The sequence below is a fragment of the Paraglaciecola psychrophila 170 genome (genome assembly GCF_000347635.1).
Taxonomy (GTDB): domain Bacteria; phylum Pseudomonadota; class Gammaproteobacteria; order Enterobacterales; family Alteromonadaceae; genus Paraglaciecola; species Paraglaciecola psychrophila.
Genome location: NC_020514.1, coordinates 3,466,413 through 3,479,874, shown reverse-complemented (window position 1 = coordinate 3,479,874; position 13,462 = coordinate 3,466,413). Strand labels below are relative to the sequence as shown.

11 protein-coding genes and 3 pseudogenes are annotated in these 13,462 nt (G+C 39.6%); 8 read left to right on the top strand and 6 right to left on the bottom strand.

Going from position 1 to position 13,462, the window contains the following annotated elements; translation table 11 throughout:
• Positions 1-28: 28 nt before the first annotated feature.
• From C427_RS15190 to pspF, 6 genes and pseudogenes are all read right to left on the bottom strand, one after another.
• Positions 29-820 carry a peptide ABC transporter ATP-binding protein gene (locus tag C427_RS15190; RefSeq protein WP_007641270.1) on the bottom strand — a complete coding sequence of 264 codons (792 nt, stop codon included), beginning with the start codon at positions 818-820 and terminating at the stop codon, positions 29-31.
• Positions 820-1,816, bottom strand: a pseudogene (locus tag C427_RS15185) (oligopeptide/dipeptide ABC transporter ATP-binding protein). Before C427_RS15185 ends, C427_RS15190 begins: the two are co-directional and overlap by 1 nt.
• The gene (locus C427_RS15180; RefSeq protein ID WP_007641261.1) at positions 1,816-2,709 is read right to left on the bottom strand and encodes an ABC transporter permease subunit; all 894 of its coding nucleotides are present in this window, start codon (positions 2,707-2,709) and stop codon (positions 1,816-1,818) included. Before C427_RS15180 ends, C427_RS15185 begins: the two are co-directional and overlap by 1 nt.
• Positions 2,696-3,727, bottom strand: coding sequence for an ABC transporter permease (locus tag C427_RS15175; protein ID WP_007641260.1), 1,032 nt, complete (start codon positions 3,725-3,727; stop codon positions 2,696-2,698). The genes C427_RS15180 and C427_RS15175 overlap by 14 nt, the downstream gene beginning before the upstream one ends.
• Positions 3,727-5,364 (bottom strand): ABC transporter substrate-binding protein, encoded by a 1,638-nt coding sequence (locus C427_RS15170; RefSeq protein WP_007641259.1) that lies wholly within the window; start codon positions 5,362-5,364, stop codon positions 3,727-3,729. Before C427_RS15170 ends, C427_RS15175 begins: the two co-directional genes overlap by 1 nt.
• A gap of 8 nt (positions 5,365-5,372) precedes the next feature.
• The gene (pspF, locus tag C427_RS15165) at positions 5,373-6,470 is read right to left on the bottom strand and encodes a phage shock protein operon transcriptional activator (protein WP_007641258.1); all 1,098 of its coding nucleotides are present in this window, start codon (positions 6,468-6,470) and stop codon (positions 5,373-5,375) included.
• Positions 6,471-6,701: 231 nt separating this feature from the next.
• On the opposite strand from pspF, the gene pspA reads away from it, so the two are divergent.
• The 8 genes and pseudogenes from pspA to tyrR all read left to right on the top strand — a co-directional run bounded on the left by pspA (position 6,702) and on the right by tyrR (position 13,369).
• Positions 6,702-7,379, top strand: coding sequence for a phage shock protein PspA (gene pspA / locus C427_RS15160; RefSeq protein ID WP_007641257.1), 678 nt, complete (start codon positions 6,702-6,704; stop codon positions 7,377-7,379).
• A 41-nt stretch (positions 7,380-7,420) separates the two neighbouring features.
• Complete coding sequence (gene pspB / locus C427_RS15155) at positions 7,421-7,657, top strand: envelope stress response membrane protein PspB (protein WP_034899963.1); 237 nt, start codon at positions 7,421-7,423, stop codon at positions 7,655-7,657.
• Positions 7,654-8,114, top strand: a pseudogene (gene pspC, locus C427_RS15150) (envelope stress response membrane protein PspC). The gene pspB and the pseudogene pspC overlap by 4 nt, the downstream one beginning before the upstream one ends.
• 24 nt (positions 8,115-8,138) lie before the next feature.
• Positions 8,139-9,488: pseudogene (locus tag C427_RS15145) on the top strand (YcjX family protein); the annotation flags it as partial.
• Complete coding sequence (locus tag C427_RS28570; protein WP_322786679.1) at positions 9,400-9,624, top strand: YcjX family protein; 225 nt, start codon at positions 9,400-9,402, stop codon at positions 9,622-9,624. The pseudogene C427_RS15145 and the gene C427_RS28570, both read left to right, overlap by 89 nt.
• Positions 9,621-10,682, top strand: coding sequence for a YcjF family protein (locus tag C427_RS15140; protein ID WP_015431030.1), 1,062 nt, complete (start codon positions 9,621-9,623; stop codon positions 10,680-10,682). The genes C427_RS28570 and C427_RS15140 overlap by 4 nt, the downstream gene beginning before the upstream one ends.
• 161 nt (positions 10,683-10,843) lie before the next feature.
• Positions 10,844-11,644, top strand: a complete 801-nt coding sequence (gene phhA, locus C427_RS15135; protein ID WP_007641251.1) for a phenylalanine 4-monooxygenase — start codon at positions 10,844-10,846, stop codon at positions 11,642-11,644.
• A 165-nt stretch (positions 11,645-11,809) separates the two neighbouring features.
• Positions 11,810-13,369, top strand: a complete 1,560-nt coding sequence (tyrR, locus tag C427_RS15130) for a transcriptional regulator TyrR (protein ID WP_007641250.1) — start codon at positions 11,810-11,812, stop codon at positions 13,367-13,369.
• Positions 13,370-13,462 lie beyond the last annotated feature (93 nt).

Genomic DNA, 13,462 nt, shown 5'->3' with positions numbered 1-13,462 from the left:
TATTTAACTGCATCAGTTTTGAAACTTTTTAGCGTTGATTATCTTGTCCATTAACCAATGCCTGATGAGAATTAATTAACTTTTGGGTGTATTCATTTTTAGGCCAATTAAAAATAGCATCTGTTTTTCCTGACTCGATGACTTTACCATCCTTGATGATGATCACTTTGTCAGATATATGCCTAACGATGCCCAGGTTGTGGGAAATAAAGATAAAGCCTAGGCCTAAATCAAGCTGTAGTTTCATTAAGAGATTAACTGCCTGAGAGCGCACTGATGGGTCTAACGCCGCAAACGGCTCATCTGCAACAATGACCTTGGGGTTCAGTATTAGAGCCCTGGCTAAGGCTATTCTTTGACGTTGTCCATCTGACAACATATGTCGATAAAAAAACTGATGTTCCGCCATTAACCCAACTTGTCTAAGAGTCTGTTCTATTAGCGACCTGCGTTGTTGAGCATTAAGTTTAGTATTGAGGCGCAGTGGTTCTTCCAGAATGGAACCCAATGTCAGCCCAGGGTTAAGGGAATCATTACTGTTTTGAAAAATCATTCTAATATCGTGGCATCTGACACTTATGTTCGATTTATTCAGTTCCACTCCATTCATAAAAATCTTGCCACTTTTAGGTGTCTCTAACCCCACAAGTAGTTTGGCCAACAAGGACTTACCCGAGCTGTTATCGCCTACAATAGCTAAGGTTTCACCAGCTTTTACATTAAAACTCACAGGCCCTAAATCAAACGTCACTTTACTTTTTGACCACATGCTTTTTGTTTTATTCTGAAACGTTAATGCTTCAACATTGATGAGATCCATTATTTAGCATCCCAGTGTAGTGGAAAATGACAACTGTAGAAATGTGTATGAACCCTTCTGATTTGAGGTGTTGCGACACACTCTCTGCGAGCTCTGGGGCACCTTGGGCCTAACCTACAGCCTATAGGCAAATGATGTAAAGTAGGAATGGTGCCATCTAATGAACTAAGAGGAGATTTTGGGGGAAGATCTTTGCGAAAGCTTGGGGCACTATCTAACAGCGCTTGAGTGTAGGGATGAAAGGCGCGTTTTCTTAGTTGCTTTAAATCACCACTTTCGACCGTTTGCCCACAATATAAAACGGTCATATAACTGGCCATGCTGGATATAGCTAACAAATCGTGGCTGACAAACAAAATGCTCATGCTTTTTACTTGATTCACTCTACTGAGTAACTTTAATATTTGTGTCTTTGAGGTAACTTCCATGCCTTTAGTAGGGTCATCGGCAATTATTAATTTAGGCTCAGATGCCAATGCCATCGCAATCATGAATTTCTGTACCACATCGTTGGCAATTTGATGAGGGTAACTACTAAGACATAGTAGATGATTTTTTAATGCCTACCTTATGCAGCAGTTTTATCGCTAATGCTTGTTTTTCGTGATTCCGCTGCCAAAACCATGTTTTAGTTAATTTGTCAGTGGGAAGCATTTCTTTTAGCTGTTGGCCTAACGTTAATAAGGGATCGAGTGACTCAATAGGGTTTTGAAAGATCACCGAGATATCTTTGCGAATGAGCTTACGCCGTGCTTTGGCTGTCATCGTTAATAAGTTTTTTCCTTTCCATGTCATACGGTCGGCAGTAATTCGCCAGCGTTGAGGTAGTGCCCCAACAATCGCTTTGATGATCAAACTTTTACCTGATCCTGACTCACCGACTAAGGCATGAATTTGACCTTCATGGATCACCATGTTAATTTTATCAAGCGCCTTAACCCACCCTCCAGATATATCAATTTCTAAGGTTAGGTTTTTGATATCAAGCAAGACCATTAATGTAATAACCTATTTCTAAGTGCTGAACGCAACCCATCACCTACTAAATTGATAGAAATCATCATCAAAAAAAGTGCTCCACCGGGCAGGGCAATTGTCCAAGGTGCAATGTAAACAACCTCAATACCTTCCAAAAGCATTGCTCCTAATTCCGAAGACGGGGCTTGAGCACCTAACTTGAGAAATCCCAAAGCGCTGATGTCTAAAATAGAGATTGATAGTGCTAAGGTAGCTTGTACCACTAACATCTCACCCATATTCGGCAATATGGAGCGAACAAATATTTGGGTTTTACTGGCACCGTCGAGTTTTGCAGCCATAATATATTCTTTAGACAATTCATGCCTTACAAAATCCCGAGTCTGGTGAACAAACTGAGGTATCAGTGCGAGAGCTATGGCCCACATACTATTGACTAATCCCGGACCTAAAATAGCTATAATAATAATGGCTATAAGCAACGTTGGGATTGCCTGAATCGAGTCTAAAGTATGATTAAGAAAACTTGAACGAAACCCTCTACTCATTCCTGCTAGAGCTCCTAATCCCACTCCAAGAAGCATAGCAATAATAACCAAAAACAAACTAATACCAAAAGTCATTCTACAGCCATAGATAATTCTAGATAATAAATCACGGCCTAAGGCATCAGTGCCAAATACATGGCTAATACCCCCATTGGGATCCCAAGCAGGTGGTATCAACAAATCGCCTATTTGTTGCATATTCGGATCAAAGGGCGCTAATAATGGGCAAAAAACAGTAATGATCAGAAAAAAAGCAAAACAAAATAGCCCTGCTACAGCGATATGATTGTTTTTAAATTCCATCCAAGTGTATTGCAGCGGAGAGGGATGATGTTCTTCCTGATATAAACTAGATTGCGGCACGTTCAGCCCTTCTGCGTCTTGGATCGGTTAGACGAATAATTAGATCAATTGACATAGTGAAAATAACCACCAAAACCGATACGGCTAACATTCCTGCCCTTATCGCGGGATAATCTTGTTGATAAATAGCTTGAATAAGCCAATTACCTATACCAGGCCAAGAAAAAATACTTTCTACTATCATGGCATTGGTTAACAAAGTGGGAAATTGCATGGCTAATAATGGAAAAATAGGTATTAGCGCATTTCTAACACCATGACGCATGAGCACTTGTCTTGGTGTTAACCCTCTGGCGTAAGCCGCTAAGATAAACTCACTATTTAAGGTTTCAATTACCGAACGTCTGGTGATCCGAAATATCATCGTTGTAGTGACAAACGCAATCGACACAGTTGGTAAAATGAGATGTCTAAAAGCACTAATGAGTGCGGCTTGTTTATCGATTGAATCAGATAATAAAATATCAATTAAAATGAAATTTGTGATGCCAGGGATTTCAAATAATAAACTTATACGCCCTGATAGTGGAAACCATCCTAATTGCAAAGAAAAAACTAGGATCATGATCAAGGCCAGCCAGAATACAGGAATTGAATAACCCAATAAGCTCACCGATAACAAGCTGTAATCGGTAAGTTTATGATGTCGCAACGCAGCTAAAAAACCTAAGGGTAAGCCAATAAAAAAGGACAGAAAGAGAGCATAGGCACTTAGCTCTATACTGGCAGGAAGGTAATGGCCAACATCTTCATAAAGCGGTAAACCTGAATTGAAACTTATTCCCCAGTTACCGGCAAATAGTTCACCCATATAATACCAATATTGCACAAATATATTGTCATCTACAGAGTACTTTATTTGACTATTTTGCAGTTCCGTCAAATTATTAAACCTTAAACCTGTAAGATTTTCTAAGGCTTGCCCAGGAAATAAATACGCTAGCAGAAAAGACAGTAAGCTTAGGATAAAAAGTGTAACAAGAACAAGATTTGCATAACGCAATAATACATTGGTCATTAGAGTTTTTTCACTCCACCAAACCGTACACCGCCATAGGGGTTAATAACTAGCCCGTCCAAATTTTTCCTATGAGCTTGGTACCGAGAGGCATGAGCTATGGGGATCAAAGGCAGTTGTTCGGCCAGAAGTTCATTGGCTTTGCCATAAAAATATGTCCGTTCGCTGATGTCGGTGTACTCTAAAGCTTTATTAATCAATAAGTCATATTCATCTGAGCACCACATTGCCCTGTTAGTACCTGATTTAATGGCCGAACACGATAATAGTGGGCGGTAAAAATTGTCTGGGTCACCATTGTCTGCTGACCAACCAATTAAGACAGAGTCATGTAGCCCTTCTGTTAAACGTTCTCTGAATGTTGTCCATTCGTAACTGATAATATTCACTCGTATACCGACATCTTGCAGATAGGCTTGGATTAGTTCAGCCATTTTCAAGGCATTTGGATTGTACGGTCGTTGTACGGGCATCGCCCAGACAGTCATGGAGAAGTGTTCCGGAACGCCTTGCTCACGCAATAACTTCTTTGCTGCGATGGGATTGTAGCTAAGGGGCCGTACATCAGATTGAAATGCCCAAGATGTGCGAGGAACAATATTTTTTGCTGCAACGGCGCTATTAAAATAAATCGCTTCAATCAAGGCATTTTTATCAATTGCCATGCCTAGGGCTCTGCGCACTAGTGGATTATCAAATGGTGGTTTGGATGTATTAAACGCCCAAAATCCTACGTTTAGGCCTGGCTTTTCATCTAATACTAAATCTTCTTGCTTTCGTATCACTTCCAGCTCACTGTGGGCGGGTAAAGCAATAGCATCACATTCGGCGGTCAGTAGTTTAGCGAGTCTCAGCGAGCTAGAAGGAGTGATATCAAATATCAGTTTGTCAGTTAACTCTATATGGCGCCAATACTCTGGATGTTTCGTATAGCGTATGTATCGGTCTTGGCGGTAGCTATCTAACTGATAAGGCCCAGTACCAATTGGCTTATAATCTATGAGCTCTTTTTGGTTGCGTAATATCAACTTATCAGCATACTCAGCAGATAATATCACAGCAAAATCTGTAGCAAGGTTAGCTAAAAAAGAGCTTTCTGGTCTATTCAATGTGATTTCCACTCGATAACCATTGATGCGATTAACTTGTGTTATCAGGTCGCGAAGATTCAGGCTATCAGTATATGGATACCTGCCACCAGATATCTCATGATAGGGGTGATCAACCAGTCGCCAACGATTAATACTGAACAACACGTCTTCAGCATTGAAAAAGCGTGTTGGCTCAAAAGTGTCAGTTTTGTGGAAAGGGACCTCTTGCCTTAGCTGAAAAGTATAGGTTTTACCATCGTCACTTACCAACCAACTGGTAGCAAGCGCAGGTACTATATCTCCCGTCACCGGGTCAAAATCTATTAATCGATCATAAATTTGGTGGGATGAAGCATCAACCGTTGTGCCTGAGGTATCTAATTGTGGATTAAAGTTGGCTGGGCTTCCTTCTGAGCAATAAACAATCCCATTAGGATCTGTTTTCGATTGAAGAAGTGCATCGCAGGCACACAAAAAGGTACTCGCCAAAACAATCAACGTTGTTTTGAACCAAATATGTTTATTAGGTTTTGCTAGAATATTCACGCTCCCGCTTAATCCATTTCTTCATTAGTTTGCTCTAACAAATTATACTTTTTCAAATAGCCGCGTAGTTGATGGTAAGTTAATTTGAGTTTTTCTGCGGTCTTTTTTTGATTAAATTGACTTTCGCTTAATGCCTGATTGATTAAATCTATTTCGAACTCTTGAGAAAGTTCTTTTAGATCAACTGGGAATTCAAAGGCTGAGTTTGTTTTTGGCTCAATTAAAGTATGTTCTTTGAGCAAAGTTTCAGTCGACGTGATGGCGGAAGGTATAACCTCTGGCTGGATAATTCTATCCTGAGTTTTGATCCTTCTTTGTGGCCTGTAAATGGATTCAAAAGGGTCTAACACAATATTATGAACTGGTAAGTTAGGATTGTTACTGCGATATACAGCTCGCTCCACAACATTTTTTAATTCACGGATGTTACCCGGCCAGTGATAATCCAATAAAATGCGTTTAGCTTTTTCAGTAAAACCACTGAATAGTTCCATTTCAAGCTCTCTGGCCATGTTGATAGCAAAGTTTTCGGCTAACATCATTATGTCTTCTCTGCGTTCGCGCAGAGGGGGCAGGGTGATGACGTCAAATGCCAATCTGTCTAGCAAATCTGCTCTAAATTCACCTGAGTCCGCTAAAGCGGGTAAATCTTCGTTCGTGGCAGCAACTATTCGAACATCGACCTTCACACTGCGAGAGCCGCCTACGCGTTCAAACTCTCCATACTCAATTACCCGAAGTAGCTTTTCTTGGACCATGCCAGATGTATTAGACAGTTCATCTAAAAATAAGGTGCCGTTATCTGCGGTTTCGAATCGCCCCTCTCGACGTTTAGCTGCGCCAGTAAAAGCACCCGCTTCATATCCAAACAATTCACTTTCTAACAAACTTTCATTTAAGGCTGCGCAATTGAGTGTCAGGTAGGTTTGTTCCCAGCGTTTTGACAAAAAATGCATCCGGGCTGCAACCAGCTCCTTACCTGTGCCTCTTTCGCCAATAATTAAAACGGGTTTATTTAAAGGTGCAATTTGTGAAATTTGCTCTAACACTTCTAAAAAATTATTAGATTGACCTAGCATTTTATCTTGTTGGCGAAAGCGGCTCATCAATATCCTTAAAAAGTGGTCTAAACGACTAACTAATAGTCTGCTTATTAATTATTGTAGATCTCAGTGTGCAGTGTGTAAATTAATATTTGTTTAAAATCAATAATTTAGTTAAACCATGATGTTGGCCTGTAAATTGAATAGAATTTAGCAAGAACTTGGTAAGAAAAAAACAAATAGCCCTGTTAATTAACATTATTTAACTAACATTTGATAAAAGAGGTAAAAACTATGGGTATCTTCTCGCGTTTCACAGACATAGTGAACTCAAATATTAATTCCATTTTAGATAAGGCCGAAGATCCTGAAAAGATGGTGCGTTTAATTATTCAAGAAATGGAAGACACACTGGTTGAAGTGCGCTCTGCTTCAGCAAAGACATTGGCTAGTAAAAAAGAAATTTGCTCGCAAATTGGTAAAATGCAGAATGAAGCCAAGGATTGGACATCGAAAGCAGAATTAGCTATCAGTAAAGATAGAGAAGACTTAGCCCGTGCAGCGCTTCATGAAAAGAAAAAGTGTGACGAACATGCCAGTGCTCTGTTACATGAACTTAAGGGTGTAGATGAGCAAATTACAAAATTGCAGAGTGAAGTCGGGCAACTGCAAGACAAATTAGCGGATGCTAAGACACGTCAAAAAGCCATTATATTGCGTCAAAAAACAGTCAGCTCTAGGCTTGAAGTAAAGAAAACCTTAGACAGTGGCAAAGTCGATGCTGCGATGGGTCGATTTGAACAATACGAGCGCAAGATTGATGATTTAGAGTCACAAGTCGATGCTTACGACTTAGGTAAGAAAACCTTAGCTGATGAATTTGCTGAACTTGAGTCAGATGATGAAATTGATGATGAACTGGCGGCATTGAAGAAAAAAATGCAAAGTAAATCAACAGCTGTTGAAAAGTAAGCCAGTAATGGTCGGTAGATACTGGCAAAAGGAGACGAATTGTGGAAGACGTAGTTGGAATAATAGTAGCACCTATCGTTATTTTTATGATCTTTGTCGCTCCGATATGGCTGATAATGCATTATCGGAGCAAAAAACAAATGAATCAGGGACTGACTGAAGCTGAATATGGCACATTACAAGAATTAGCTGATAGAGCAGAAAAAATGGCAGATCGCATTCATACATTAGAGTCAATTTTGGATGCAGAGGCGCCAGAGTGGAGGAATAAAGTATGAAAACTTTTGGCAGCTTACACAGAGACCCTAGCAAAGGAAAAATTGCAGGGGTGTGTGCTGGTATAGCCGAATACTTTGGCATGGAAATATGGTTGGTGAGAATCCTAACGCTAACTGGATTCTTTTTATTGGCACCGCCATTTTTCTTCGTTGGTTATATTGCTGCGTGGTTTATTTTAGAAAAAAACCAAGGGGCTTGGCAGCTAGACCAAAAGATGAAGGGAATGCAACTAGCCACCACAATAAAGTGCAAGGCAAGGGGTGGCATAATGTGTCTGAGGACGAATCAGAAAAAGTAGTGGTGAAGTCTAAAGTTTGGCAAGCAGGCGAACCACCTAAACAGGCTTTTATCGATATCAAACAACGCTTTGAAAAAAATGAAACTAGACTTAGAAAAATGGAGACCTATGTCACTTCAACTGAGTTTCAACTTAATCGAGAGTTAAGCAAGTTATAATCTAATCTTAATGGGGCTGGCTGAATGTCAGCCTTAAGTATTTTATTCTTCCAATTACATAAGGTTGATACCGTTTTCATGCAGACTTCCTTGCTCCAACATCCTAACATTCTCCAGACCAAACAAAAGCTAAAGTTAACCGCGGCAAGACTCGTTAATAATCATGTTAACTTGGCAGTGACTGGACTCAGTGGCAGCGGTAAAACTGCGTTCATTACATCTTTAGTCAACCAACTTATTGAAGCAAACGAAGCGGCACACCTCCCTTTTTTTTCAGTGGTCAGAGAGTCGCGGTTGATTGGTGTAAAACGAGATATTCAACCCAATTTGAGTTTTAGTCGTTTTGCATACGAAGAGGCCATGGCCAAGCTTACCCAAACCTCACCCGAATGGCCTGCGTCGACAAAAGGTATTTCGCAGGTAAGACTAAAAATAAAGTATAAAAAGAGTAAGGGGTTGAGTAAATATCTGACCGAGGACGCAACTCTAACTTTAGACATTACCGACTATCCTGGAGAATGGTTGCTTGATTTGCCGCTACTCGATATGGATTATGCTCAGTGGTCTAAGCATTGTCAGGGAGAACTAAGCGACCCCATTAGGCATGACTTAGCAACTCCGTTTTTTAATGCAGTGGCAAATTTAGATTTAAATGCTAGAGGCGATGAATTAGCACTACAAAAAGCCTCTGAGTTATATACTCAGTACTTAATTGATTGCCAAAGTAATGGGTATCAATTATTACAACCCGGTCGATTTATTTTACCTGGGGAGTTGTCTGGTGCCCCCGTTTTACATTTTTTTCCTATTACAGACTTACAACTTGAACAGCAGGGAATTGACCTTAATAAACCACTAAAAGATAGTAATGCTGAGTTATTGTGTCGGCGCTTTAAACATTATAAAACCGAAGTTGTACAACCATTTTATAAAGACCATTTCAAAGGTTTCGATCGACAAGTTGTTTTAGTTGATTGTTTGTCTGCGTTAAATCGTGGTTTTCATAGCTATCAAGACCTACAAAAAGCCTTAGACTGGCTGATGGGGAGTTTTCAATACGGATCTTCCAATATACTAAATCGTTTGTTTCAACCTAAAATTGATAAGTTAGTATTTGCCGCCAGTAAGGCTGACCATATTACACCTGAACAGCAAACTAACTTAGTTAAGTTGTTGGAAAGTATGCTGCATAGTGTCAGGAAACAAATACAATTTGATGGCGTCAGTACCGAATCAACTGCTGTGTCTGCTATTCGCGCTTCAAAGTCAGGTCTTTGTCAGCAAAATGGTGAAAGTATCCCAGTACTGCAAGGTAGGAACGAACAGGGGGCAGCTATTACCCTGTTTCCTGGAGAAGTGCCTCAAAGCTGCCCCGGCCCTGAATTCTGGAAGCAGCAAAAATTTGAGTTCCCTAAACTATCCCCCCCCCCTGATGAATACACAACATGTTCTGCCTCATATCAGAATGGATCAAGTACTCGATTTTTTACTCGCGGATAAATTAATATGAAAATCCCTCCTTTATCCAATGAACAAAAACAGAATGATGCGAGCACATCTAAGGTACTCAAAGGTGCCCATGTTTTTAGCACTCAAGACGAAGAAATTCATTCACAGCCTTCAGTTAAATCAGCGTTTATTGTTACCAATATTGATTCAATAGAGGTGAGTGATGATCCAGTCGATGATGCTATTCCACTAGAGGATTTGAAAGAGTTAAGCATTAAAAAAAGAGTAAAAATGGTTAGTTTTTTGTTTGTTGGTGTATTGCTGGCAAGTAGTGCCGAGTTAGTCTTTTTTATTATTGCCATGGTAGAGCGAATGGACTGGTTAGCAGGTGTTTGGCTAGCCATTTTTTCAGCCCTTGGAATATTGGTAATGCGTCAAGTTTTTGTTGAATACAGGGGACTGAAACAACTCAAACATCAAGATGATATCCGAACACAATCACAGCAAATGGCCAATACGAGTGTTATAGGATTGGCTGAACAACATTGTTTTAAAATAGCCAAAAGTCTTCCAAATGATTATCAACACTTGGTAGTAAGTTGGCGAGAAAGCTTGGATTCTCATCACTGTGATAGTGAAGTTTTGTCTTTGTTTGAACACTTAGTGTTAGCTCCTATTGATAAAATGGCTTTGCAACAGGTCAGTAAAAATGCCTCGGCAGCAAGTGTCATGATAGCTGTAAGCCCGTTTGCCTTGTTAGACATGCTGATAGTGCTATGGCGAAATATTCGGATGTTGAACCAAGTCAGCGAAATATATGGTTTACATTTGGGTTATTGGAGCAGAGTTAAGCTAATTCGTAAAATATTTCATACTATGTTGTACGCAGGTGCAGCCGAAATTTTATCTGATGCGGGTAATTACGCATTAAGTGCTGGCCTTGCAGGTAAGTTATCAACTCGTATTGCTCAGGGTATGGGAGCTGGTGTGTTGACTGCTAGAATTGGTTTAAAGGCGATTAACGAATGTCGTCCTTTACCTTGGATATCAAAGCCTAAACCAGTGATGTCAGGTATCAGCAAACAATTGTTGGAGGATCTTAACAAGCAGTTAAAGTAGTGTTTTAGCTAAGTTTAGATGACTTGTAAATTATGTGATTTTATCGTATGTAAGCTTATATTTACAATTGAATCACAAAACAAAAACATGCATTAGGCTTTTGATTTGCATTAGTACGAGTACAATTTTGGATATGTTACGTAATAAATCAATTGGATTGTATGTCAAAAAATACTCGTTATAAATCCCATGAAGCTGATGAGAATGGTCTGGTAAATTGGAGTGCACAAGAAAATGAAATTTGGGCAGCATTGTTACAAAAACAATGTAGCTTACTTAAAGGTCGGGCCTGTGACGAATATTTACATGGTCTGGAGTTGCTGAATTTATCTCCTGAACGTATTCCACAGCTAGCTGAAATTAACTCAGTTTTGATTAAAGCAACCGGATGGAAGGTAAAACAAGTGCCTTCTTTGATCAATTTTGATGAATTCTTTCACTTATTAGCTAACAAACAATTCCCAGTTGCGACTTTTATCCGTTCAAATGAAGAGTTTGAGTATCTTCAAGAACCCGATATTTTCCATGAGATATTTGGTCATTGTCCATTATTAACAAACCCTGCTTTTGCACATTTCACCCATACCTATGGAAAACTTGGCTATGCTGCAAGTAAAGAAGATAGAGCTTTTTTAGCAAGGTTGTATTGGTTTACTGTTGAGTTTGGTTTAGTTAGTACTCAAGATGGTACTCGAATTTATGGTGGTGGCGTTCTGTCTTCCCCCGGTGAGACAATTCATTCGCTTGAATCAGATGATTGTGTGCATATGCCAATGCAGCCCTTAGATGCATTAAGAACCCCATACCGCATCGATATTATGCAGCCTATTTATTATGTTCTAGATTCGTTTGACTCACTATTTGATGTTGCAGAAATGGATATTATGGATTTGGTTACGCAAGCCAAACATCTAGGGTTATATGCCCCCAGGTTCCTGCCTAAAGAAAAACAAGCAAGTTGATGACTTTTTAAATCTGGATGATTTTACAGCCCTCTCCAAAGCGGGCTTATGAGATTGTAAAAACTGTCAACTAATAACACTGTCTTCGCTAAGCCAATTGTAATAATATATTTACGCTAGCCCAATTTAGGCTGGTGTTGTCTTGTATTCAAAACGGGGTTGTAAATGCGCTTAGAAGTAAACTGCCAGGACCGTTTGGGTATTGCTCAAGATGTGTTAGATATATTGGTTGAGCATGAAATCGATCTGCGAGGAATTGAGATTGATGAATTAGGAAAGATTTTTTTAAACTTTCCTAATATTGAGTTTGAAGACTTTCAACATTTGATGCCTAAGATACGCAAAATCGAAGGTATTGAAGACGTGAAAACCACACCTTTTATGCCCCTTGAGCGCGAACAATACCAGCTGAAAGCGTTGTTGCAGACTTTGCCGGATCCGGTTTTTTCGGTGGATACTAAGGGCAAAATCATCATGATTAATGATGCGGTTGTCTCAAGTCTAGAAGTGCCCAAAAATGAAATTATTGGTAGTGATATTGCAGAACTTCTTAAAGGATTTAATGTAATTCGCTGGTTAGAAAGTAAAAATCCCCAAGTACAAGCACAAAGAATTCGATTTTTAGAACAAGATTATTTGCTTGATATGTTACCTGTTATGGTACCTGATTCCGATGGCGCTGATATATTGGCGGGGGCCGTCTTTATGCTGAAATCTGAGCTTAGGTTAGGGCAACAACTGACTGTTTTTCATAAGGCGAGCATAGATAGCTTCATCTCTATCCAAGCGGATAGTAAAGCGATGAAAAACGTGGTGAAAGAGGCTAAGCGAATGGCCGAATTAGATGGGCCAATTATTATTTTCGGCGAAACTGGCACAGGTAAAGAAATGCTTGCCAAGGCTTGCCATGAAGCAAGTAGACGCAATGAGGAGACATTTTTATCTTTAAACTGTGCGTCTTTGCCAGATAATATTGCTGAGTCCGAGTTATTTGGTCACGCAGCAGGAATTGATGGGCAGACTGACAGAAAAGTGGGTTTGTTAGAATTAGCGCAAGGTGGCACTTTGCTCTTGGACGAGGTGGGTGATATGTCTTCACAGCTTCAAATAAAGCTTTTGCGGGTTTTACAAAATAGGAGTTACCACAAAATTGGTGATGAGAAACCTTTACAGTTCGATGTTCGGTTAATTTGCACTACTCATAAAGATTTAGGTAAATTAATGCAAGAGGGGCAATTTAGAGAAGACCTGTTTTATCGTTTAAATATGTTGAGTTTGGTGTTACCTCCACTACGAGAACGTAAATCAGATATTATTGCGTTAGCTGATCGATTTATTAAACAACATAGTGTGAAATTAGGTCGAAAGGCACCTAAGATGACCAAGGCTTGTGTCGATTATCTGCAAACTTATCCGTGGCCCGGCAATGTACGGCAACTTGAAAATGCCCTATATCGAGCGGTTTCACTATTAGAAGGCAACGAACTAGAAAAAGAAAATATCCAACTGCCGTCATGCTCTGCAACTGTCAGTTTTGTTTCAGAAGAATTCGCAGGCAGTTTAGATGACGAAGTTAAACGTTTTGAAAAAGACATTTTAATGCGGTTATACCCCAGTTATCCGAGTACTAGACAGTTAGCAAAAAAACTAGGTTTAAGCCACACCGCTATTGCTAATAAACTACGTGACTACGGCATTAACAAAAAGACCGTAAAAATAGTGTAATGGTTTTATTATAAATATTGATTGATATCGTTTTGTGTCAAATATTTGTAGTCACTCAAAAACAAGATAATGAAAGTTCGACGAAAGTAAATA

Coding starts and splice junctions, on each gene's coding strand:
- pspF (WP_007641258.1), bottom strand. CDS start 6,470: ATGAGCCGCTTTCGCCAACAAGATAAAATGCTAGGTCAATCTAATAAT.
- C427_RS15140 (WP_015431030.1), top strand. CDS start 9,621: ATGAAAATCCCTCCTTTATCCAATGAACAAAAACAGAATGATGCGAGC.
- tyrR (WP_007641250.1), top strand. CDS start 11,810: ATGCGCTTAGAAGTAAACTGCCAGGACCGTTTGGGTATTGCTCAAGAT.
- pspA (WP_007641257.1), top strand. CDS start 6,702: ATGGGTATCTTCTCGCGTTTCACAGACATAGTGAACTCAAATATTAAT.
- C427_RS15175 (WP_007641260.1), bottom strand. CDS start 3,727: ATGACCAATGTATTATTGCGTTATGCAAATCTTGTTCTTGTTACACTT.
- C427_RS28570 (WP_322786679.1), top strand. CDS start 9,400: ATGGTGAAAGTATCCCAGTACTGCAAGGTAGGAACGAACAGGGGGCAG.
- phhA (WP_007641251.1), top strand. CDS start 10,844: ATGTCAAAAAATACTCGTTATAAATCCCATGAAGCTGATGAGAATGGT.
- C427_RS15190 (WP_007641270.1), bottom strand. CDS start 820: ATGGATCTCATCAATGTTGAAGCATTAACGTTTCAGAATAAAACAAAA.